This is a genomic window from Staphylococcus sp. GDY8P85P, assembly GCF_017892405.1.
Lineage (GTDB): Bacteria > Bacillota > Bacilli > Staphylococcales > Staphylococcaceae > Staphylococcus > Staphylococcus borealis.
In genome coordinates, this window is the sequence record NZ_JAESLA010000023.1 from 1 (window position 1) to 23,572 (window position 23,572).

Genomic DNA, 23,572 nt, shown 5'->3' on the forward strand with positions numbered 1-23,572 from the left:
TACTTGACTAATCGTAGGAAATGGGAGTGGGACAGAATTCTTTTTAAATTCGTCGTCCCACCCCCGCAAGGATGACTAGAACTGAAAAAAGCTTGATTTAAGCGCATTTTAGTTCAGTCAACTACTGCGAATTTGCAAAATAGCATCTTCATATTATTTATGTCCCAGACTCACTATAGTGAGATAATTTATATGTAATAAAAATTACAATTAACTCAATTTATAAATGAAAAAGCAAATCATTAAAATTCACTTATATATTTAATCGATAGTTATTTTACATTAGTAAATGCTTCATGAAGTTTAGATAATTCTTTTTCTAAACGTAGCATTAAATTTTTGCCGTCTTCTTTATTGACTAAACCAAGTTTAACCGCAAAGTCAACTTCTTTTTGTAAACCAAACATTTGTGTGTCGAGAACTTCTTCATATAACGGGCACGAAGGTAAAGTTAAATTATCCATTTGAACTTTAATTAAATGTAAGATTCTATCAGCATCTTGATTTAATTGCTCATAAGCCACGTTACTCATTTTCGTTTGCTTCGGCATCACATACTCCCCCTATCATTAAATATCTTCATATCAAAAGTTTATCTTACTACTTTTTAAAAAGCAAGTTTATTCAGTGAATACATGAATTTAATTGTGATAAAATAATGACTAGAACGAAATTAGGGAGTGGGCAAAAAATGATTCAAATCAAAGGCTTAGTCAAGTTCCCTATCACTTTAGATAGTACAACTTGGATATTCGATGATAGAAAAGTAAAGATCGAAGATATTGAAAGCGGTGTGTTTGAAGGAACAAAACCTATTAAATTTGAAGATAATCGTGAATGGAACAGAGCCATTCTTGAAGGACAAACGAATCCTCCAACTTTAAATTCAGAGATAAAATATCGTAAACGTTCTGTATTGGAAGATTCTTTCGCTATCAATATGACACCTTTCTTCAAAAATGCAGAACCGCAAGATAATGCGACTGCAATTAAATTATTTAATGAAAATGATGCTATTGAAGTTCCAATTGACTTGTTACCTTATCTGTTCTTCCAATTTGCGAAAGACGGTAAACGAATGTATGATGATAACGCTGTAGATAGCTTTGTTTATAACCCAGATGAGAAAGATTATACGTATGAATTTAAATATGTTACGCATATAGAGGTGATCTAATTTGCGTGAAGTACAATGTATAATTTGTGATACAAAGGTTTTAATTGATGAACATACGGTTGAAGCCAAACGACTTCGCAATAATCCAATCAGAACATTTATGTGTGATGATTGTAAAAGTCGCCTAGATAGACCAAAGCAACGTCTGAATACACACCACACAGTAAATTTTAATCCAAATGATGGATTGTAATTATTTATAATTGATTAAAACTTTTATATTTCACATAATTAGCCAGCAAACGGTAGTGTTTACCTTCGTTTACTGGCTTATTTCATATCACATTATTCCACTTAATTACATTTAAAATACACAAACTAAAAAACCAGTAAATGATGCTTAGCACACATTTACTGGTTTTTGCATAAAATATTCTAAATTATAATTTAGATTTCAACGATGCTTATTCTTCTTGCATCATTTGTTTCACACGTTTAGCTTCTTTTTCACGTAATGATTTATTTAAAATTTTCTTTCTTAGACGAATACTTTGAGGCGTTACTTCAACTAATTCATCATCATTAATATATTCTAACGCTTCTTCAAGTGTAAGTATTCTTGGACGATTCATTGTTTGTGTTTGGTCTTTAGTAGCTGAACGTACGTTTGTTTGATGTTTTGCTTTAGTAATGTTTACTGTTAAATCATTTTCACGGTTATGTTCACCAACAATCATACCTTCATACACTTCCGTACCTGGTTCCATGAAGTTTACACCACGATCTTCTAAGTTGATGATCGCATATGCTGTTGCTTGACCTTGGTCCATAGAAATTAATGCACCATTACGACGACCACCAATTTGTGCTTTAACACGAGGTCTAAATTCTTCGAAAGTATGGTTAATAATACCATATCCACGTGTCATAGACATAAATTCAGTTGTATAACCAATCATACCACGTGCTGGTACCATAAAGATAAGTCGTGTTAATCCATTATCAGTTGTTGACATATCTAACATTTCACCTTTACGTGCACCTAGAGATTCAATGACTGATCCTGCATTTTCAGAAGGTACTTCACATTGAACGCGTTCAAATGGTTCACTTAGAACACCATCAATTTCACGTAAAATAACTTGTGGTTTAGATACTTGAAGTTCAAATCCTTCACGTCTCATATTCTCGATTAAGATAGATAAATGTAATTCACCACGTCCTGCAACGACCCATGTGTCTGGAGAGTCAGTTGGTGTTACTTTTAATGAAACGTCTGTTTCAAGTTGTTGATCTAAACGTTCTTGGATTTGACGTGCAGTAACATAGTCACCTTCACGGCCAGCAAATGGTGAATTATTTACTTTGAATGTCATTTCAAGTGTTGGTTCATCAATACGTAACACAGGTAATGCTTCTTGATGATCAGTTGGTGTCACTGTTTCTCCGACGTTAATATCTTCCATTCCTGAAACCGCAATTAAATCACCCGCTTGTGCTTCTTCGATTTCTTCACGTTTCAAGCCAAAGTAACCAAAGATTTTAGTTACACGGAAATTCTTAACAGTACCATCTAATTTAATAAGCGATACGTTGTCACCTACGCGCATTTTACCTCTGAATACACGTCCGATACCAATACGTCCTACGTAGTCATTATAATCCAATAATGCGACTTGGAATTGTAACGGTTCATCATGATTGTCGATTGGTGCAGGTACATAATCAATAATTGTTTCATATAAAGACTGCATGTTTTCATCTTGTTTTTCTGAATCAAGACTAGCAGTACCATTTACAGCAGATGCATATACTACTGGGAAATCTAATTGTTCATCATTTGCTTCTAACTCGATGAATAAATCTAATACTTCATCCACTACGCCTTCAGGTCTTGCTGATGGTTTATCAATTTTATTTACAACCACAACAGGTTTTAAGTCTTGTTCTAGTGCTTTTTTAAGCACGAAACGTGTTTGAGGCATTGTACCTTCATAAGCATCGACAACAAGTACAACACCGTCTACCATTTTCATAATACGTTCTACTTCGCCACCAAAGTCAGCATGTCCAGGTGTATCTAAGATGTTTATTCTTGTACCTTTATAGTCAATCGCAGTATTTTTAGCAAGAATTGTAATACCACGTTCTCTTTCTAAATCATTAGAGTCCATTGCTCTTTCGTCAACATGTTCGTTCTCTCTGAAAATACCAGATTGTTTAAGTAATTCATCTACTAATGTAGTTTTACCATGGTCAACGTGCGCAATGATTGCAATATTACGTACATCTTCTCTTCTATTAGTCATTTTATTATTCCTTTCTCGAGTAAACTCCCACTTTTAATTACAACTTTTTTATTATATCATATTATTAGTAAAAGATAACAAAAAGGTGGGGTATGGGATGGAAAAACCTAAGTCTAAAGGTATATTTTGGTTGCTATCCATTATAGCAGTAATATTTTTAGTGCTTTTTAGTTTCAGCGTTGGTGCTGGTAGTATTCCAATGATGATTTTAACATTTATACTTTTCATTGCAACTTTTGGCGCTGGTTTCACGCTTAAAAAGAAGTACCGTGAAAATGACTGGCTTTAATATAATAAAAATGTCTCGGTAGTACTATTTGGAAGATGCACATCTTTCAAAGTTGACTGACCGAGACATTTTTTATTTTTTGAAACGTTGATGCAATTCTGTTAAAACGGCGTTATTCGGATTTAAATAATCAACCAAAATTTCATTATGCGTCGTCTTATTTCCAACTAGAACAGAATTAGCACTTTCTATTGTCAGTGGTTCACCTAATAAATTACTTCCAACGCCACCAACTTCATTTAAAACAATTAAGCCACCTGCAAAATCCCAAGGTTGCAACCTTGGCGTAATATATGCAGCCAATTGTCCCTTAGCAACACTTATAATTTCTAAAGCTGCACTTCCAAATGCTCTACAACTTCTTGCTTGATTTACAATTTCTGAAAAAATTGGTCCCATTTTAGGTTTGGTAATCCAATTGGGATTAATACCTATTAAGCTTTGCTTTAAATGCGTATCATTTAATGGTTTTAATTCATGCTTATTCTCAAATGCACCCTCGCCCACTTTCGCATGATAGAGGACATCTTTCATCACGTCATAAACTAATCCAGCATATGGCTTACCATCACGATAAATACCTATTGATATCGCAAAGCCTTCTTGCTGGTGAACAAAATTGAGCGTTCCGTCAATTGGATCGACAACCCATACTACACCTTTGACGTCTTCCATATTATGACCATGTCCTTCTTCACCAATTACACGATGATCAGGATAATTTCTTAGTATGGCATCATAAATATAATTCTCAGTTGCTTTATCCACATTCGTAACTAGATCATTCGGGTTTGACTTCGTTTCAATACTCAGTTCTTCTTTCATCATAAATCTTACTTTATTACCCGCTTCTAATATCAAACCTTGAGCAAATTCGTATAGTGACATATCATCATCTCCTGTTGTTTCCTATTATACAGAATTTTAGTCAATATAATCTACACATCTTTGTATACCTTATTATAATGAGTTTAAACGCAAATAATCTCAATTCAGCATTTGGATAGATTCAGTCAATCTGTGCTACAATAACGGTAAATTATTTTCTGAAAAGGAGCAACGCTAATGACACAATATACATTTAAACCTAAAGATTTCAAAGCGTTTGAAGTTGAAGGCTTAGATGCTCGAATGGAAGCATTAAATGAGTACGTACGTCCACAACTTCATCAATTAGGGGATTATTTTAGTGAATATTTCACCTCTCAAACTGGAGAAACCTTTTATGCTCATGTTGCAAAACATGCACGTAGAAGTGTAAACCCACCTGTAGATACGTGGGTTGCTTTTGCTCCTAATAAACGTGGATATAAGATGCTACCTCATTTCCAAATTGGTTTATTTAAAGACCATTTATTTTTAATGTTTGGCGTTATGCATGAAGGTAAAGATAAAGCTGAACGTGTGAAAGTATTTGATAAACACTTTGATACGCTTAAACATTTACCTGAAGATTATCAAGTAAGTTTAGATCATATGAAACCTGAAAAATCTTACATTAAAGATTTAAGTGATGCTGAATTACACCAAGCGATTGATCGTGTGAAACATGTTAAAAAGGGAGAATTTTTTGTTGCACGTACACTCTCCCCTAATGATGCTGAATTAAAATCGGATAAGGCATTTTTAGCTTTCGTTAAAGAAACATTTGATGAATTTTTAAAATTCTACGAATAACCTCAAAGTTTAACGCTATTTTAATAGTTGTCATTATGATATAAGCTTATGAAATAAGTGAACTAGGTAGTACAGACGCAGTAGCTGACTGAATTGGAAAGGTACTTACATGATTCTTTTCTCAACATTCATCATCCGTACTGGCAGAAACTAAAAAAACATTATATGAAGCAATTTAATAATCCAAATAACTTTGGAGTGGGAAGACGAATGTGATAAGCGTTCTAACCCACTCCCTTAATTTTTTACTTTGAATTTATTAGGTTGACCTAAAAATAAAGTTGGATTATTATAAAACATATAGTTTGAAGGAGTTTTATCATGGGTATAAAAGACAACAATGAACAACGTAGTTTAGATGAAATTAATAGCACAATCGAATTTAATGGTACACAACGTACGAGTCAAAAGTTTTTAGCATTTCTTGGTCCAGGCTTACTTGTAGCAGTAGGCTATATGGATCCAGGAAATTGGATTACATCAATGCAAGGTGGCGCACAATTTGGTTATACCTTATTATTTATCATTTTGATTTCAAGTTTGTCAGCAATGTTATTGCAAAGTATGACTGTTCGCTTAGGTATCGCAACTGATAAAGATTTGGCACAAATGACACGTCATTATTTAAATAAACCGACTGCAATTATATTTTGGATTATCGCTGAGCTTGCAATCATTGCGACTGATATTGCCGAAGTAATTGGAAGTGCTATCGCTTTAGATTTACTTTTCGATATACCTTTAATCATCGGCGCATTGATTACAGTTTTGGATGTATTTTTGTTACTTTTTATAATGAAGTTTGGCTTTCGTAAGATTGAAGCAATCGTCGGTACATTAATTTTTACTGTACTTATGATTTTTGTATTTGAAGTCTTCATCTCATCACCGAATACAATTGAAATACTTAATGGCTTTATTCCTCATCATCAAATTATTACTGATCATAATATTCTGTATATTGCATTAGGTATTATTGGCGCTACGATTATGCCTCATAATTTATATTTGCATTCATCAATCGTGCAATCCCGAAAGTATAATCGTCACAGCCTTACTGATAAAGCCCAAGCGATTAAATATGCAACGATTGATTCTAATATACAATTAAGTATCGCATTTATTGTGAACTGTTTATTACTCGTTCTTGGCGCTGCCCTATTTTATGGTGTCAATTCGAATAATTTAGGTGGCTTTTATGATTTATATCACGCATTAAGAACGCAACCTGTCTTAGGTGTTGTGATGGGGAGTATTATGAGCACTTTATTCGCAGTAGCATTGTTAGCTTCTGGTCAAAATTCAACTATTACAGGTACACTTGCAGGTCAAATAGTGATGGAAGGTTTCTTAAAATTATCCATTCCAAATTGGATGAGACGACTAATCACAAGAAGTTTAGCCGTCATCCCTGTTTTAGTATGTCTTATTATTTTTCGGGGTAACGAATCTAAAATGGAGCAATTGCTCGTATTTTCTCAAGTCTTCTTAAGTATTGCATTACCCTTCTCATTAATACCGTTACAATTAGCCACTAGTAATAAAACATTAATGGGACCATTTCAAAATAAAAAATGGGTAAATATATGTGCTTGGAGTTTAATCATTATACTAAGCTTCCTAAATATTTATCTGATTATAGAAACATTTAAAGAATTATAAAATTAAACGGCAAAATGAAGAAGGGAGTGGAACAGAATTCTTTGGAATTCGTCGTAACCCCAGCTTGCTTTGCTTGTAGAATTTCTTGATGAAATTCTCTTTGCTGGGGCCCCGAACCCCAGCTTGCTTTGCTTGTAAAATCACTTTCGTGATTTTTTGTGTTGGGCCCCCGCCCACCTCCGCAAGGGTGACTAGGACTGAGAAAAGCTTGAATTAAGCGCCTTCTCAGTTCAGTCAGCTACTGCGAATTTGCTAAATAGCTTCATTATATTATTTTTGTCCCAGCCTCTATTTAGCTAGGTATTATTTCCTTTGCACATCTATTTTCACTCTACATTTTAATAAATATAGGGATCATCTTTCTTACGATCATTATAAGCCCTTTCAGATTGCCAATCATCCATTGATGGCTTGACTGATTTTGGCTTTTTGTTAGGTTGATTTGGATCTTTTTTAACAAATAGCATTATTGCTACAACAATCCATAGCACGCCTGCAATTAAACTCATATTGAATATACCTACTAACGCTGCAACAATAAGTAGCGAACCAGCTAATATAGGTCGTCCTTTAATGATAGACATTCCAATAATGCCTAAAAGTGTTGAGAAAATAAGTGTTCCCATAGAAAAAGTCATTGCAAAGTTTATCATTTCAGGCGTAACCTTCACATCCTGATTACCAAATTGTTTTAACATTTGCTGGTATTGTTCCGTATTACTATTTTGTCTTACCGTAAAATATGATATTAATGACATAATCAAATACATCATACTTAAACCACAAGCAATCCAGCCAAGAATTAATTCTACCTTTCGATTCACACACTACACCTCCAATATTGAAGTATTTAATTAAATCATACTAAAATTATAATTTATTTGCGACTAACTTAATAATTTATACATATAGATATATATAAAACGGTTAAGCCATAAATGACTTAACCGTTTTAAGGAGATATTAATCTTTATTATCTTCGTTGTTATTTGATTCTTTATCTGATTCAATATCATCTTTATTCAATATTTGTTTACGTTCTTCATAATTCATACGTCGTTGACTAACTGCACTTGGTTGATTTTTGCGACGCTCTTTCATACGTTGATTATAAGCTTTACGTTTTTCTTTTTTCTTGGCTTTAAGTTCAGCCTTTTCTCTTTTACGTTGCGCTTTTTCTTCTTTTTTATCAATTTTCGGCTCTGAATCAACCACATTTTCAGCAAAATCATTTGAATCTTGATCAATGTTGTTATCGTACTGAGATTGTTTATTCGATTTCTGATTGTATTTAGCCTGTCTTGAAAGTACGCCAGTTGCTTCATTCTCATTAGCATCTGTGTGGTACTCATCAGTGAGTGCACGTTTTGGATATTGATTATATTTATCTTCCTCAGTGTCAGTTGCTAAATCTTGCTCAGCATCATTACGAAGTGTTGTGTCATCAAAGTTGTTATCTCGATAATTATTATCGATATCATCATTGTAATATGGTTTTTTACGACGTGTACGACGGTCTGATTTTTTAGTTTTATGTGGTGGTTCCACATCGTCTTGTTCATAATCGTCATACTGGTTATGATTATCGTAACCATAGTCGTCATTAATATTTCTATTTGATCCATAATAACGATCATCATAATCATTATATTCATCTCTAGGATAGTAATGCGGTTCATAGCCTTGTGATGGACCGTACATAGGTACTGTTTCAACCTTACTCTTCCGTGCAAACATCATGATTGCAATGATAAAGAAGAAAATAGGAATAATTAATGTTACGAATAATAATACCAATGGCAATGTAATAATTGAGGCAATTAAGAATAAGAATCCAGAAAGTATTCTCATATTCATAGATATTAACGCTAAAAATGAAATAAGCAAACATACTATGAAATAAACAATAATTGCCCATACACCATTTTGTAACCAAATCACAAATTGTGTGGTATTTAAACTATTATTTGTTAAAATCTGCTGAATTAGTTCATTATTATTCATTGAGTTTTCAAGATTTTGAATTGATGTATCATTACTAAATGACACGAGTGCAATAAACATTGTAATAACCGTCAATATAAGTAAGAAAATCCAACTAAACCAACCTAAAAGTTTTTCAGTCAGACGACTCACAGGCCGTTTGATTTGCGTGTAACGTTCTCCTGACATGTATTACAACTCCTTATATAACTTATCAAATAATTATATCTAATTCATTATAAAATAACTACTATTTATAGTCTATTTTAAAGACATTTTAAAGTTTAAGAAACTTTCGTTATATTCTCCTAATGTTTTAGGTCCTAAATCTTTATAAACTTCTAATCGCGCTTGCTCTTTTTGCGTTGGATAGAAACGATGATCATCTCTTACTTCTTTAGGTAATAACTGACGTGCAGCTTTATTTGGTGTAGCGTATCCTACCCACTCTGTATTCTGTTTGTTATTTTTAGCGTCAAGAAGGAAATTCATAAATTTATAAGCACCTTCTTTGTTTTGCGCTGTCTTAGGAATAACCATGTTATCAAACCATAGATTAGATCCCTCTTTCGGAATCACATAATTATATTTGTCACTATTTTGCACTAGTGGAGCTGCAACACCACTCCAAACGACTGCGATATTCCCTTCATTTTGTTCAAGCATCATTGTAACCTCGTCTCCAACAACACCACGAACTTGAGGTGCCAGATGGTGTAAATCCTTCTCCGCTTCTTTTAAATGATTGGGATTAGTATCATTTAAACTATAGCCTAATTTATTTAAAGCTAATCCCATAATTTCACGTGCACCATCCACTAATAGAACATCATTTTTATATTTGGGTTGGTATAAAGTACGCCAGCTACTAAAGTCTTCATTTGGATAGGCTTGCTTATTATATAAAATACCCACTGTTCCAAAGAAATAAGGTAGTGAATATTTATTATTTCTATCGTATGACATATTCATATAATTAGGATCTAAATTTTTAATATTGGGAACCTTACTATGGTCAAGTGGTTCTAGTAAATTTTCACGTTTCAATTTTTGAACCGTATATTCACTTGGAAAAGCCACATCATAATGCGTTCCACCATTTCGAATTTTAGCTTCCATCGCTTCATTCGAATCAAACGTTTCATATACAACTTGAATGCCCGTTTCTTTCTCAAATTGTTTAATTAAATCTGGGTCAATATATTCGCCCCAATTATATACATAAATCTTTTCACCAGTACTCGTATTATCCTGCGATTTAAACCAGTGACTAATACCTAAGCAAATTAAACCGACAACAATGGCACCCAATATAAGTTGTAAAAATTGCTTCACTGTTGTACACCTCGCTTAGCTAAATGTCGTTTTTTCACTGAACGTTGTATTGCATAATAACCAACAATTCCTAATACAATAGCAGCGAATAAAATCGTTGAAATGGCATTAATTTCCATACTAATTCCTTTACGTGCCATAGCATAGACTTCGACAGACAGTACACTAAATCCGTTACCCGTCACGAAGAAACTTACTGTAAAATCATCTAATGAATACGTTAAAGCCATAAAAAAACCACCAATAATGGAAGGCATTAAGTTTGGAATCAATACACGTCCAAGTATTTGTGATTCTGATGCGCCTAAATCGCGTGCAGCATTCAATATATTGTTATTCATTTCATAAAGTTGTGGTAACACTACGATAACAACAATTGGAATACAGAATGCAATATGAGATGCAAGCACCGTTCCAAAGCCTAAACCTAACCCAGTTATATGTCCAACTGCTGTAAACATAATTAAAAATGAAGCACCTATCACTACATCTGAGGAAACCATTAGTACATTATTAAGTGTTAACAAAGTTACTTTGAATTTTTTATTTCTTAAGTAATATAACGAAATAGCACCAAATGTTCCTATAATAGTAGAAATCGCTGCCGCTAATAGTGCAACTGCTATTGTATTAAAAATAACAGACATTAAACGGTCATTTTGAAACAGACTTTGATAATGCTCTAGAGTGAAATGTTCAAAATGAATCATATTTCCCGCTGAATTAAATGAATAAAACATAAGGAAAAATATCGGAACATATAATATCACTAATAGGATGCCAATATATAATTTTCCATACCACTTCATTTAATTCACCTTCTTTCGTCCGTTGATTTTGATTTAGTAATAATTAAAATAAACGCCATAAATACAATTAAGAAAATAGCAATTGTAGAACCCATACCATAATTTTGAATCACTAGAAATTGTTCTTCAATTGATGTACCAATATTAATTACTTTATTACCCGCAATCAATCGTGTAATCATGAATAATGATAATGCTGGGATAAAGGTTACTTGAATGCCTGTCATGACACCTTCTTTAGTCAAAGGTACGATTACTTTTCTAAAAGTTGTAAAAGGACTAGCTCCCAAATCACTTGAAGCTTGTAACAAATTATTAGGAATTGCTTTCATACTATTAAATATCGGTAGAATCATAAATGGTATATAAATATAACTTGCTACTAATAAAAATGCGCCTGGCGTAAATAAAAGATTAGCTGCCGGTAAATGAATAAAATTAAGAAATTTGTTAATCAAACCTTCATGACTTAATATGCCAATAAACGCATATGTTTTTAGTAAAAGATTTATCCACGTAGGAATAATTAAAATGAGCAACCACATATTTTGATTTTTTGATGCACGAATAAAGTAAGCAGCCGGATAACTAATTAACAAAGTAATTATTGTAATAAGCGCTGCATAAAAAATTGAATCCCACATCATCTTTAAATATTTCAATGATAATATTTGTTCATAATTGGTAAAACTAAAATGACCATTTAGATCGGTAAATGAGAAATATACGAGTAAAATAACTGGTATGATAATGAATAATAACATCCATAATAAATATGGAATGATGAGCACTTTATTAATATTACGCATTGTCTAACGCCTCGTAACTTTCAATACGTTTATCAAACTCTTCTTCTGTTTCACCAGGAACCATGATATGAATTGCTTCCGGGTCAAAATAAAGTCCAACTTCGCTGCCGACTTCAGCTTTTTTAGTTGTTTGTATTACCCACTCATACCCTTTTCGATCAATACAGCAAATTTCATAATGTACGCCTCTGAATAACATTGAGTCTACAGTGGCTTTGAATAACCCTTTGTCCGATGCTATTAATGAAATATCCTCAGGTCTGATGACAACTTCTACTTTCTTCCCAGAGGGTATCCCCGCGTCTACACATTCAAAATCTTGACCATAGATATTCACTACAAAATCCTCTACCATTTTGCCTTCAACGATATTAGATTCACCTATAAAATCAGCAACAAAACGGTTGACCGGCTCATCATAAATATCTGTTGGTGTACCAAATTGTTGGATTTTACCATCTTTCATAACAAAGATATAATCACTTAAAGCCAACGCCTCTTCTTGATCGTGCGTTACAAATATGAATGTTATTCCTAGGCGTTTTTGTAGTTCACGTAATTCATATTGCATCTCTGTTCTTAATTTTAAATCTAAAGCGGATAATGATTCATCCAACAATAATATTTCAGGTTCGTTGACAATGGCTCTTGCAATTGCCACACGCTGTTTCTGACCGCCACTCATTTCATTGATGTTACGTTGTTCATATCCTGATAACTTCACAAGTCTTAATGCATCTTTTACTTTTTTATCGATATCTTTTTTAGAATATTTTTTTAACTTTAATCCAAAAGCTATATTATCGTAAACATTTAAATGTGGAAATAAAGCATAATCTTGGAAAACGGTATTTACCTTTCTCTTATTCGCAGGCAAATCACCTATTGATTTATTTAAATAGATAATATCTCCATCATCTGGTTGTTCAAATCCAGCTATAAGCTTCAATATCGTTGTTTTCCCACAACCTGAAGGACCTAGTAATGTGTAGAAATGACCTGATTCTATCTCTAAATCCATTTTGTTCAATATTGTTACATCGTCAAAACCTTTTGTCACACCTTTAAATGATAACAATGGCTCCATTACTATTCTCCTCCCTTATAAATATGATGCTGTCGCAACTATCAAAATTTCTATTTCTTCTGATGTTTCATTATGTAATTGATGAATTTCATCAGCCCTAAAGTATAAAACATCCTCTTCATTAGCCTGGTATCGTGACTTTCCTAAAGTCAGCGTTACACATCCTTTTAAACAATATATAAATGTGTCTGATTCAGATGGATCAAAATGTTTATAGGATGCACCTGGTTTCAATGATAATATGAGCGGTTCCATTTCAAATTCATTTGATTTCATTACCAACCAATTAAGAACATATCCTCTATCATATTCATCATAAACTGTGCGCTCATCTCTCGTGTAAAGCACTTTTTCTTTTGATTTTTCTTTAAAAAAATCACTTGGAGATGTACCTAACACCTCTAGAATATTTAAAAAGGTTTCCATGCTAGGAGAAGCATGCTGACTTTCAATTTGAGAGATGTATCCTTTGGACAAATCTGTACGTTCTGCTAACTCTTCTTGTGTTAAATTCTTTATACGTCTTAAATTACGTAATTTATTGCCAATTTGCATTGTTAATCACCTTAAAAAAAGCTATACCTTGTTTACTAATATTAAACATTTTGTTTAATGCTTAATAAAAGTATCAAAATATAGCTTTGACTTCAATAGTTTTTTGAAATTAAATATAAATTAATCTAATAGACTTTATAAGTTTTGATAGTTCACATAGAACATCGCTAAGTTAATTAGCGCTAAACGACGTTTGATCAGGATTATTTTTCACTTCTTGTATGACTTTGTAGCTGTTATAACTACTCTTTTCTTCAAATTCTTTAAATAATTGCTTTTCCTCTGCTTTACCAGGAACGATTTCTTTAAAACGTTTATAATGCTGCATTAAGTCTTGACCATTGATCGATTTTTCATAATAGCTTTCAATTTTATTGAAAAAGGCAATCACATCGACCATTTCTTCGTTAGTCCAATCTAAATCTAGCGGATATTGATACTCCATCTAAACCCTCCTTTTTATTATTTTAGCCGTTATTAATCTTATACCCATTACAGCTAGATAATATTAAAAAAGGGGTGAAACCAAGTTCAAATATGAACTTGAGTTGCACCCCTGTTGACTGTTAAATAACTATAATACAGTTATTCAATTTATGAAATTAGTCTATTCGACTAAACATTAATTATTACATAGTGTGGATTGGTAATCCAATTGCTTTTTCAGCAGCTTCCATAGACATTTCACCTAATGTTGGGTGAGCGTGTACAGTTAATGCGATATCTTCAGCATTCATACCAGCTTCAATAGCTAAACCTAATTCAGAGATAATGTCTGAAGCGCCGTTACCAGCAATTTGTGCACCGATAACAGTACCGTCTTCTTTTAATGTGATAAGTTTAACGAAACCAGTAGTATCATCTAATGATAATGCACGGCCATTACCAGCATAAGGGAATTTAGAAGCTTTATAGTCTAAACCTTCTTCTTTAGCTTGTGCTTCAGTGTAACCAACTTGAGCTAATTCTGGCTCAGTGAAACATACAGCTGGCATACCGATGTAGTCTACTTCTGATGCTTGGCCAGAAATAGCTTCAGCAGCTACTTTAGCTTCATAACTTGCTTTATGAGCAAGTGGTAAACCAGGAACGATATCACCAATTGCATAAATATTGTCGATAGAAGTACGGCTTTGTTTGTCTACTTCTAATAATCCACGATCAGCGAATTTAAGGCCTAATTCTTCTAAACCTAATTCGTCTGTGTTTGGACGACGACCAACAGTTACTAATACATAATCAGCTTCGATAGTTTTTTCTTCACCTTTAGCTTCATAAGTAACTTTAACGCCATTTTCAGTTTCTTCAGCATTTTTAGCCATTGCTTCAGTAATGATTTCAACGCCTTTAGCTTTCATGCCTTTTTTAACTGGTTGAACCATTTGTTTTTCGAATCCGCCAAGAATTTCTTTAGCGCCTTCTAAAATAGTAACGTCTGAACCGAAGTTAGCAAATGCAGTACCAAGTTCTGAACCAATGTAACCACCGCCGACAACGACTAATTTACCTGGAACTTCTTGTAAATTTAAAGCACCTGTTGAATCGATAACACGTTTACCGAATTCAAAGTTAGGAATTTCGATTGGTCTTGAACCTGTTGCGATAATAGCGTGTTTGAAGTTATAAGTTTGAGCACTTTTTTCGTCCATAACACGTAAGCTATTATTATCAACGAAATATGCTTCACCTTTAACGATTTCAACTTTATTACCTTTTAATAAGCCTTCAACACCACCAGTTAATTTGTTAACAACTGATTTTTTGAATTCTTGAACTTTGTCAAATTTAAGTGATACGCTTTCAGCGATAACACCTAAGTTTTCAGAGTGTTGTGCTTCTACAAAGCGGTGTGAAGCGTGTAATAATGCTTTAGAAGGAATACAACCAACGTTTAAGCATACACCACCTAAGTTACCTTTCTCAACGATAGTAACTTTTTGTCCTAATTGTGCTGCACGAATTGCTGCAACGTATCCACCAGGACCTGCTCCGATTACAATAGTATCTGTTTCAATTGGGAAATCTCCAACTACCATGTTTTACCCCTCCATTAATAATAATTCTGGATTATTTAATAAGCGTTTAATGTGATTCATAGCGTTTTGTCCAGTTGCACCATCAATTTGTCTGTGGTCAAAGCTTAATGATAAAGCTAATACTGGAGCTGCTACGATTTCACCGTCTTTAACGATAGGTTTTTGAGCAATACGGCCAATACCTAAGATAGCTACTTCTGGGTGGTTGATAACTGGAGTGAACCATTGTCCACCAGCTGAACCGATATTACTGATTGTGCATGTAGCACCTTTCATTTCGTCAGATGTTAATTTACCATCACGCGCTTTAACAGCTAATTCGTTGATTTCATCTGAAATTTGGAAGATTGATTTACGGTCTGCATTTTTAACTACAGGTACTAATAAACCTCTTTCAGTGTCAGCAGCAATACCAATGTTCCAATAGTGTTTGTGTACGATTTCGCCAGCTTCTTCGTTGAATGAAGTGTTAAGTGCTGGGTATTTTTTAAGTGCAGAAACTAATGCTTTAACAACATATGGTAAGAAAGTTAATTTAATACCTTGTTCAGCTGCAACTTCTTTGAATTTTTTACGGTGATCCCATAAATCTTGAACATCAATTTCATCCATTAATGTTACGTGAGGAGCAGTGTGTTTAGAGTTAACCATTGCTTTCGCAATTGCTCTACGCATTGCTGGGATTTTTTCTGTAGTTTCAGGGAAGTCACCTTCAGGTACAGATTGTGTTTGAACTGCAGAAGTATCTTCTGATGTTGAAGCAGCTGCACTTTCGTTTGAAGCTGTTACTGCTTGCGCACCGCCACCATTTAAGTGGTTGTCGATATCTTCTTTAGTAATACGACCATTTTTACCTGAACCAACTACTGCTTTGATGTTAACGCCTTTTTCACGAGCATATTTACGAACAGATGGCATAGCTTTGATTTGTCTATTTTCATCTACTTCTTCATCTTGTGAAGCTGATGCTGCTGGTGCTTCTTCTGTTTTAGCTTCTTCTTGAGCTGGTGCTTCTTCTGTTGAAGCATCGTCATCATGACCACCTTTAAATTGCATATCTTCTGCATCAGGTGCGTCGATTTTAACAATAACATCACCTACTACTGCTACAGTACCTTCGTCAACTACAACTTCTTCAACAGTACCGCTAACAGGAGATGGGATTTCAACTACAGATTTGTCATTTTGAACCTCTGCTAATACATCATCTTCTTCAATTGTATCTCCGACTTTAACAAACCATTTTACAATTTCACCTTCGTGGATACCTTCACCAATGTCGGGTAATCTAAATTCAAATGCCACGTTCTTGTCCTCCTAGATTTCTTATTCATCATTTAATAAATTTATAACATAGAGCAAGGACAGAATAATTTGAACACCTACATCAAATTACTTTGCCCTACGTCTCTAGTTTACACTTACTTACTTACTTCCTATAAGTCTGATTGCTAGCTAATTGTTAAGCTAAAAGTATTAGAATTCTAATGTAGCTTTAGCTTGTTCAACGATGTCGTTTTTGTTTGGTAACCAAACATTTTCAGCTTGAGTAAATGGATATACTGTATCAGCAGCAGCTACACGAGCGATTGGTGCTTCTAATGAAAGGATAGCACGTTCAGCTAATTCAGCAGCTACTGTAGCACCAACACCAGCTTGACGTTGTGCTTCTTGAACTACTACAGCACGACCAGTTTTTTTAACTGAAGCAACTAAAGTATCGATGTCGATAGGTTGTACAGTACGTAAGTCAATAACTTCTACTGAGTAACCTTCTTTTTCTAATTCTTCAGCAGCTTTTTCAGATTCTTGAACCATTGCACCGTAAGCGATTAATGTGATGTCGTTACCTTCTTTTCTCACATTAGCTTTACCGATGTCAATTGTATATTCTTCTTCTGGAACTTCTTCACGGAATGAACGGTATAATTTCATGTGCTCTAAATATACAACTGGATCATTTGATCTGATTGATGATAGTAATAAACCTTTAGCATCATATGGGCCTGAAGGAATAACTACTTTAATACCTGGTGATTGAGCTAAAATACCTTCTAAGTTATCAGCGTGTAATTCAGGTGTATGAACACCACCACCGAATGGTGCACGGATTGTAACAGGTGCTACTTTAGAACCACCTGAACGGAAACGTGTACGAGCAATTTGACCAGCAACTTCGTCAAATACTTCAAATACGAAACCAAGGAATTGGATTTCCATTACTGGACGGAAACCTTCTACAGTTAAACCAAGAGCTAAACCACCGATACCAGATTCAGCTAATGGCGTATCGAATACACGATCTTCACCGAATTCTTTTTGTAAACCTTCAGTTACACGGAATACACCACCGTTAACACCAACGTCTTCACCGAAAACTACTACGTTTTCGTCATTTTGCAATTCAGTTTTAAGCGCATTGTTAATCGCTTGAACCATTGTCATTTGTGCCATGGCTTATTTCGACTCCTTCTCTTTGTAAATTTCATATTGTTCAGCTAAGTTTTGAGGCATATCTTCGTACATGATATCCATTAAGTCAATAACTGTTTGTTTTGGAGTATTGTCAGCCTCTTTGATAGCTTTCTTGATGTCGTCTTTAGCACGTTCAATAACTTCATTTTCTTTATCTTCGTTCCATAATCCTTTGTTTTCTAAGAATTTTCTGAAACGAACTAATGGGTCTTTTTTCTTCCAATCTTCATCTTCATCTGAAGTTCTGTAACGAGTTGGGTCATCTCCAGCCATTGTATGAGGACCATAACGATAAGTCATAGTTTCAATTAATGTTGGACCTTCACCATTAATAGCACGATCACGAGCTTCTTTAGTAGCTTGGTATACAGCTAATGCATCCATACCATCAACTTGGATACCAGGGATACCTACTGCAATAGCTTTTTGAGCTAATGAAGTTGCTGCTGTTTGTTTACTACGTGGAGTAGAAATAGCGTAGTTGTTATTTTGGATAACAAAAATTGCTGGTGCTTTGTAAGCTGAAGCAAAGTTGATACCTTCATAGAAGTCACCTTGTGATGAACCACCGTCACCAGTGTAAGTGATCGCTACTGCTTTTTTACCACGTTTTTTAATACCGAATGCTACACCAGCAGTTTGAATGTATTGTGCACCGATAATGATTTGTGGACTGAATGCATTAACACCTTCAGGGAATTGATTTCCTTTAAAGTGTCCTCTTGAGAATAAGAAAGCTTCAGTTAATGGTAAACCATGCCAAATGATTTGTGGCACGTCACGGTAACCTGGTAAGATGAAGTCTTCTTTTTCTAAAGCGTATTGTGAAGCTAATTGTGAAGCTTCTTGTCCAGCTGTTGGCGCATAGAAACCTAAACGACCTTGTCTATTTAATGAAATAGAACGTTGGTCAAGAATACGTGTCCACACCATTCTTTCCATTAATTCTACTAGTTGTTCATCAGTTAAATCAGGTACTAAGTCTTCATTTACGACATTACCATCAACATCCAAAATTTGAACCATTTCAAATTTCGACTGAGTATCATTTAATACTTTTACTGCATCGAATTGGGCTTGTAACTTAGGAGCCATTCAATTCACCATACCTTTCCCATATAATAGAAATTCATTTTATCCTCTCATAGTGTACCACAATTTATTTGTACTGTTAAATATTTTAATAAAGTTCTGTATTACTAAAAAAGATACAGTTTTTCCAACTGTATCATTATCGATATTCAATCTGTATCAATACGAAAAGTACTACAGATTATCAACATCTTGTTTTTCTTTATTTACTGTGTTCATAGCTTTTGAATATTCTTTAAATTTGTCTTGGAAATTCTTCTGTGCTTTATTTAATGCATCATTCTTTTCATCTACTTGAGATTGCGTTATACCATCCTGTTTGATAAGTTCGAATAAATCTTTTTCTTTATCTAAAACATTCTTATAGGCATCCGCATATTTGTCATGGACTTTATATTTGTTTTTAACTGCATCATCTAATTGTTTAAGTTCTTTTTTCTTGTCATCACTTTTAATTTCTTTGATGTGTGACTCGCCTTTATTAAATTGTTTCTTAGAATCATCTAATGCTGCTATTTCTTTATCAAATGTATCTTCTCTTTGTTTAATATTATCAAGAATATCATCAGCAGCTTTCTTACGTGTTTCCTCGTTATCACTATTCGCTTTTTTATATAAATCTTGTTTCTTTTCTTCAAGAGAATTTAATTTCTTGCTAATACTATTAATCGGTTGTTCTTTATCAAACGCTTTTTGAACATTTTCATTGTATGCTTTCACTTCTTTTTTATCTGTTGTACAGCCTGCTAATAAAACTGTCGACGCTGCTACTACTGCAACTGTTTTACGTAGTTTCATTGAGTGTAAACCTCCTCGTAGTCATTCGACTGTTATCATATAGAATTATGCTTTATAAATCAAATGAAATAAGATAATGTACTTATGATTCGTTTTTCTGTTATATTTTATTATAAGGAAGGTGTATGACATGTTAACTATGAAAGATATTATCAGAGATGGTCATCCTACGTTACGTGCTAAAGCGGAAGACGTAAATTTACCGTTATCTGATGAAGATAGAAATACATTAAAAGAAATGCGTCAATTTTTAATTAACAGTCAAGATGATGACATTGCTAAAAAATATGGTTTACGTTCAGGCGTTGGTCTAGCTGCTCCTCAAATCAATGTTTCTAAAAGAATGATTGCTGTTTACTTACCTGATGATGGAAACGGTAAATCATATGACTATATGCTGGTTAATCCTAAAATCATGAGCCACAGTGTTCAACACGCCTATCTACCTACTGGTGAAGGTTGTTTGAGTGTGGATGAAAATATTCCCGGATTAGTTCATAGACATTATAGAGTAACTATTAAAGCATTAGACATTGACGGTAATGAAGTTAAATTGAGATTAAAAGGTTATCCTGCAATTATTTTCCAACATGAAATCGATCATTTAAACGGTATTATGTTCTATGATTATATTGATCAAGACAATCCATTAACACCATTACCAGACTCAGTTGAGGTTTAACTTTAATCAAATTTATTTTACTCAAGCTATTTTCAAATATGGAAGTAGTTTGAGTTTTTTATTTATCGACGGCGTGAACAATAATTTAATTCTTACTTATTTAATAATATTTAGACTTTATATCTAGTAATTGAAGTGTTTAACAGATATAAACTGCTTTATTTATTTATATACATAATGTAAAATAAACAGTAACTGAAATCATAGTGTAATGCTAATTTTCAAATAATGAACGACATTTATATTTGCCTTAATACACGCTTGAAAGTCAGAAACATATCATATTGTGCTTAATCTCATAACTATTAGGTCGATATTTATAACATGACGCTAATATCAACACGTAGACAAATCAATATCTGCAAATAATTGTAAATTGATAAAGTACTACTATTAACCTACGCAATATGACTGGACGTATCAAGTTGGTTGAGGTTTCAGATTAATAAAATCAATTAAGATGTTTAAATTTAGGAGGAACTATCCAATATGACAGTATTTAAAGTATTTTTCCAACATAACAAAGACGAAGTAATCGTTCGTGAAAACACAAATACAATTTATGTTGAAGGTGAAACAGAGGAACAAGTAAGACGTTATTTAAAAGACCGCAATTATAATATCGAATTCATTACTAAATTAGAGGGCGCACATTTAGAATATGAAAAAGAACATTCTGATCATTTCAACGTGGAGAATGCTCAATAATGAAGCAATTACATTCTAACGAAGTAGGTGTATATGCTTTAGGTGGCTTAGGTGAAGTCGGTAAAAACACTTACGCCATCGAATATAAAAACGAAATCGTCATCATAGATGCTGGAATTAAATTCCCTGATGATAATTTACTAGGAATTGACTACGTCATTCCTGATTACACTTACCTCGAACAAAATCAAGATAAAATTGTCGGTCTATTCATAACGCACGGACATGAAGACCATATAGGTGGTGTGCCCTACCTATTAAAGCAAATTAATGTACCTATTTATGGCGGTCCATTAGCTTTAGGACTAATACGTAATAAGCTAGATGAACACAACTTGTTACGTAATGCGTCATTAAATGAGATTACAGAAGATAGTGTTATTAAATCGAAACACTTTGAAATATCATTTTATCTAACAACACATAGTATTCCTGAAGCTTACGGTGTAATTATCGACACACCTGAAGGCAAAATTGTTCACACTGGTGACTTTAAATTTGATTTCACGCCTGTAGGTGAACCAGCGAATATTGCTAAAATGGCAGAATTAGGTAAAGAAGGTGTACTATGTCTTCTATCTGACTCAACTAATGCCTTAGTTCCTGATTTCACACTAAGTGAGCGAGAAGTCGGACAGAACGTTGATAAGATTTTCCGTAATTGTAAGGGACGTATTATATTTGCTACCTTTGCATCTAATATTTACCGTGTACAACAAGCGGTTGAAGCTGCAATTAAATACAATCGTAAAATTGTAACATTTGGTCGTTCTATGGAAAATAATATCAAAATTGGTATGGAGCTTGGTTACATTAAAGCACCGCCAGAAACTTTTGTGGAGCCAAATAAAATTAACAATATTCCTAAACATGAATTACTTATTCTATGTACAGGCTCTCAAGGTGAACCGATGGCTGCTTTATCTCGTATCGCAAATGGAACGCATAAACAAATTAAAATTATTCCAGATGATACTGTAGTCTTCAGTTCTTCACCTATTCCAGGTAATACTAAGAGTATCAACCGCACTATTAATGCTTTATATAAAGCTGGTGCTGATGTAATTCATAGCAAAATATCTAATATCCATACATCAGGTCACGGTTCACAAGGCGATCAGCAATTAATGCTTCGCTTAATTCAACCGAAATACTTCTTACCTATTCACGGTGAATATCGCATGCTTAAAGCACATGGTCAGACTGGTGTTGACTGTGGTGTTAAAGAAGAAAATGTCTTTATCTTTGATATCGGTGACGTGCTTGCATTAACACATGACTCAGCACGTAAAGCGGGTCGTATACCTTCTGGAAATGTGTTAGTTGATGGTAGTGGTATTGGTGATATTGGTAATGTCGTTATCCGCGATCGTAAATTATTATCTGAAGAAGGCTTAGTCATAGTCGTCGTTAGTATCGATTTCAGTACTAATAAATTGCTTTCTGGTCCAGACATCATTTCTCGTGGTTTCGTATATATGCGAGAATCTGGACAATTAATTTACGATGCGCAACGTAAAATTAAAACTGATGTTATTTCAAAACTAAATGCTAATCCAAATATTCAATGGCATCAAATTAAATCGTCAATCATTGAGACACTACAACCTTATTTATATGATAAAACAGCACGTCGTCCAATGATTTTACCTGTAATTATGAAAGTGAACGAAGATTAATAAATGGTTTCCGTATGACGTAATAGCGTCCGGGACATAAAGTTCCAGGATAAGTAAATTAAGACAATTTCTATTGAAATAATATAGAAATTGTCTTTTTTTATAATTTTTTTGATTATTTTTAGCTCATTGAGTTGTTACTTTCTTTATATTATGTGCATTAGCACAATTCCTTGTTCTCTTTTGGATTTATTTATCTCTTGTACAGACATTCGAGTGAAACTCAAAATCGCCTTCATAAATCTAAAAGTAAGCGCCACATCAATTTTCCTTTGACTGTAGGTGGTTTTCGTTTTAGATTCTAAAAGTATTCAATTAATTTGGGCTTTAAAACATTCACAATTATAATTCTTCATTCATTTTTTATTTGTTTTTGAATTGAAGTTCATACAGTTGTCCATTTTTCATACAATCTTCTTTCATTTTCATCAATGTGACATCATGGTCTATTTTAGAATAACTATTATTAT

The 23,572-nt window shown here is 33.6% G+C and carries 24 protein-coding genes and 1 pseudogene; 8 read left to right on the plus strand and 17 right to left on the minus strand.

Going from position 1 to position 23,572, the window contains the following annotated elements; genetic code table 11:
- Positions 1–272: 272 nt before the first annotated feature.
- A complete protein-coding gene (locus KA828_RS05750) occupies positions 273–551 on the minus strand; it encodes an Fpa/YlaN family protein (protein ID WP_016930721.1) in 279 nt (92 codons plus the stop codon).
- Positions 552–691: 140 nt separating this feature from the next.
- Between KA828_RS05750 and KA828_RS05755 the strand changes: the two genes are divergently transcribed.
- Together KA828_RS05755 and KA828_RS05760 are read left to right on the plus strand one after the other, a co-directional pair.
- On the plus strand, positions 692–1,177 hold the full coding sequence (locus KA828_RS05755; protein WP_016930722.1) for a hypothetical protein: 486 nt from the start codon (positions 692–694) through the stop codon (positions 1,175–1,177).
- Between the two features lies 1 nt (position 1,178).
- Positions 1,179–1,370 carry a YlaI family protein gene (locus KA828_RS05760; protein ID WP_016930723.1) on the plus strand — a complete coding sequence of 64 codons (192 nt, stop codon included), beginning with the start codon at positions 1,179–1,181 and terminating at the stop codon, positions 1,368–1,370.
- A 211-nt stretch (positions 1,371–1,581) separates the two neighbouring features.
- Here KA828_RS05760 and typA read toward each other — a convergent pair whose 3' ends face one another.
- Positions 1,582–3,426, minus strand: a complete 1,845-nt coding sequence (gene typA, locus KA828_RS05765; RefSeq protein WP_016930724.1) for a translational GTPase TypA — start codon at positions 3,424–3,426, stop codon at positions 1,582–1,584.
- Between the two features lie 97 nt (positions 3,427–3,523).
- Here typA and KA828_RS05770 point away from each other — a divergent pair, with 97 nt between their 5' ends.
- Positions 3,524–3,715 (plus strand): DUF5325 family protein, encoded by a 192-nt coding sequence (locus tag KA828_RS05770; protein WP_053029152.1) that lies wholly within the window; start codon positions 3,524–3,526, stop codon positions 3,713–3,715.
- A gap of 72 nt (positions 3,716–3,787) precedes the next feature.
- Here KA828_RS05770 and KA828_RS05775 read toward each other — a convergent pair whose 3' ends face one another.
- On the minus strand, positions 3,788–4,603 hold the full coding sequence (locus KA828_RS05775; RefSeq protein ID WP_193839521.1) for an inositol monophosphatase family protein: 816 nt from the start codon (positions 4,601–4,603) through the stop codon (positions 3,788–3,790).
- A gap of 177 nt (positions 4,604–4,780) precedes the next feature.
- Here KA828_RS05775 and KA828_RS05780 point away from each other — a divergent pair, with 177 nt between their 5' ends.
- Positions 4,781–5,392 carry a YktB family protein gene (locus KA828_RS05780; protein WP_075108506.1) on the plus strand — a complete coding sequence of 204 codons (612 nt, stop codon included), beginning with the start codon at positions 4,781–4,783 and terminating at the stop codon, positions 5,390–5,392.
- A gap of 321 nt (positions 5,393–5,713) precedes the next feature.
- Positions 5,714–7,054, plus strand: coding sequence for an Nramp family divalent metal transporter (locus KA828_RS05785; protein ID WP_016930727.1), 1,341 nt, complete (start codon positions 5,714–5,716; stop codon positions 7,052–7,054).
- 338 nt (positions 7,055–7,392) lie between these two features.
- On the opposite strand, the gene KA828_RS05790 is transcribed toward KA828_RS05785, so the two are convergent.
- The 13 genes from KA828_RS05790 to KA828_RS05850 form a co-directional block, all read right to left on the minus strand.
- Entirely contained in the window at positions 7,393–7,878 is a 486-nt protein-coding gene (locus KA828_RS05790) for a DUF4064 domain-containing protein (RefSeq protein ID WP_075108507.1), read from the minus strand.
- Positions 7,879–8,017: 139 nt separating this feature from the next.
- Positions 8,018–9,226 carry a lipoteichoic acid stability factor AuxB gene (gene auxB, locus KA828_RS05795; RefSeq protein WP_210125703.1) on the minus strand — a complete coding sequence of 403 codons (1,209 nt, stop codon included), beginning with the start codon at positions 9,224–9,226 and terminating at the stop codon, positions 8,018–8,020.
- A gap of 72 nt (positions 9,227–9,298) precedes the next feature.
- Positions 9,299–10,372 carry an ABC transporter substrate-binding protein gene (locus tag KA828_RS05800; RefSeq protein ID WP_193839524.1) on the minus strand — a complete coding sequence of 358 codons (1,074 nt, stop codon included), beginning with the start codon at positions 10,370–10,372 and terminating at the stop codon, positions 9,299–9,301.
- Positions 10,369–11,181 carry an ABC transporter permease gene (locus KA828_RS05805; protein ID WP_016930731.1) on the minus strand — a complete coding sequence of 271 codons (813 nt, stop codon included), beginning with the start codon at positions 11,179–11,181 and terminating at the stop codon, positions 10,369–10,371. The genes KA828_RS05800 and KA828_RS05805 overlap by 4 nt, the downstream gene beginning before the upstream one ends.
- A gap of 5 nt (positions 11,182–11,186) precedes the next feature.
- On the minus strand, positions 11,187–11,990 hold the full coding sequence (locus KA828_RS05810; RefSeq protein ID WP_016930732.1) for an ABC transporter permease: 804 nt from the start codon (positions 11,988–11,990) through the stop codon (positions 11,187–11,189).
- Positions 11,983–13,077, minus strand: coding sequence for an ABC transporter ATP-binding protein (locus KA828_RS05815; protein ID WP_193839525.1), 1,095 nt, complete (start codon positions 13,075–13,077; stop codon positions 11,983–11,985). The genes KA828_RS05810 and KA828_RS05815 overlap by 8 nt, the downstream gene beginning before the upstream one ends.
- A 15-nt stretch (positions 13,078–13,092) precedes the next feature.
- Complete coding sequence (locus KA828_RS05820) at positions 13,093–13,632, minus strand: helix-turn-helix domain-containing protein (RefSeq protein WP_016930734.1); 540 nt, start codon at positions 13,630–13,632, stop codon at positions 13,093–13,095.
- Positions 13,633–13,804: 172 nt separating this feature from the next.
- A complete protein-coding gene (locus tag KA828_RS05825; RefSeq protein ID WP_210125705.1) occupies positions 13,805–14,077 on the minus strand; it encodes a UPF0223 family protein in 273 nt (90 codons plus the stop codon).
- A 184-nt stretch (positions 14,078–14,261) separates the two neighbouring features.
- Positions 14,262–15,668, minus strand: coding sequence for a dihydrolipoyl dehydrogenase (gene lpdA, locus KA828_RS05830; protein WP_016930736.1), 1,407 nt, complete (start codon positions 15,666–15,668; stop codon positions 14,262–14,264).
- A 3-nt stretch (positions 15,669–15,671) separates the two neighbouring features.
- The gene (locus KA828_RS05835) at positions 15,672–16,973 is read right to left on the minus strand and encodes a dihydrolipoamide acetyltransferase family protein (RefSeq protein WP_210125707.1); all 1,302 of its coding nucleotides are present in this window, start codon (positions 16,971–16,973) and stop codon (positions 15,672–15,674) included.
- A gap of 171 nt (positions 16,974–17,144) precedes the next feature.
- Positions 17,145–18,122 (minus strand): alpha-ketoacid dehydrogenase subunit beta, encoded by a 978-nt coding sequence (locus KA828_RS05840; RefSeq protein WP_210125709.1) that lies wholly within the window; start codon positions 18,120–18,122, stop codon positions 17,145–17,147.
- A 3-nt stretch (positions 18,123–18,125) separates the two neighbouring features.
- Entirely contained in the window at positions 18,126–19,238 is a 1,113-nt protein-coding gene (pdhA, locus tag KA828_RS05845; protein ID WP_053022628.1) for a pyruvate dehydrogenase (acetyl-transferring) E1 component subunit alpha, read from the minus strand.
- Between the two features lie 171 nt (positions 19,239–19,409).
- Positions 19,410–20,033 carry a YkyA family protein gene (locus tag KA828_RS05850; RefSeq protein ID WP_075108511.1) on the minus strand — a complete coding sequence of 208 codons (624 nt, stop codon included), beginning with the start codon at positions 20,031–20,033 and terminating at the stop codon, positions 19,410–19,412.
- Positions 20,034–20,163: 130 nt separating this feature from the next.
- On the opposite strand from KA828_RS05850, the gene def reads away from it, so the two are divergent.
- The 3 genes from def to rnjA all read left to right on the plus strand — a co-directional run bounded on the left by def (position 20,164) and on the right by rnjA (position 23,102).
- On the plus strand, positions 20,164–20,715 hold the full coding sequence (gene def / locus KA828_RS05855) for a peptide deformylase (protein ID WP_075108512.1): 552 nt from the start codon (positions 20,164–20,166) through the stop codon (positions 20,713–20,715).
- Positions 20,716–21,204: 489 nt separating this feature from the next.
- Positions 21,205–21,423: a DNA-dependent RNA polymerase subunit epsilon gene (locus KA828_RS05860; RefSeq protein ID WP_053022625.1), complete on the plus strand. Its 219-nt coding sequence runs from the start codon at positions 21,205–21,207 to the stop codon at positions 21,421–21,423.
- Entirely contained in the window at positions 21,423–23,102 is a 1,680-nt protein-coding gene (rnjA, locus tag KA828_RS05865; RefSeq protein WP_075108513.1) for a ribonuclease J1, read from the plus strand. Before KA828_RS05860 ends, rnjA begins: the two co-directional genes overlap by 1 nt.
- Here the strand turns inward: rnjA and KA828_RS05870 are convergent.
- A pseudogene (locus KA828_RS05870) lies at positions 23,099–23,494 on the minus strand (IS5/IS1182 family transposase); the annotation flags it as partial. The gene rnjA and the pseudogene KA828_RS05870 sit on opposite strands and share 4 nt — an antisense overlap.
- Between the last annotated feature and the right edge of the window lie 78 nt (positions 23,495–23,572).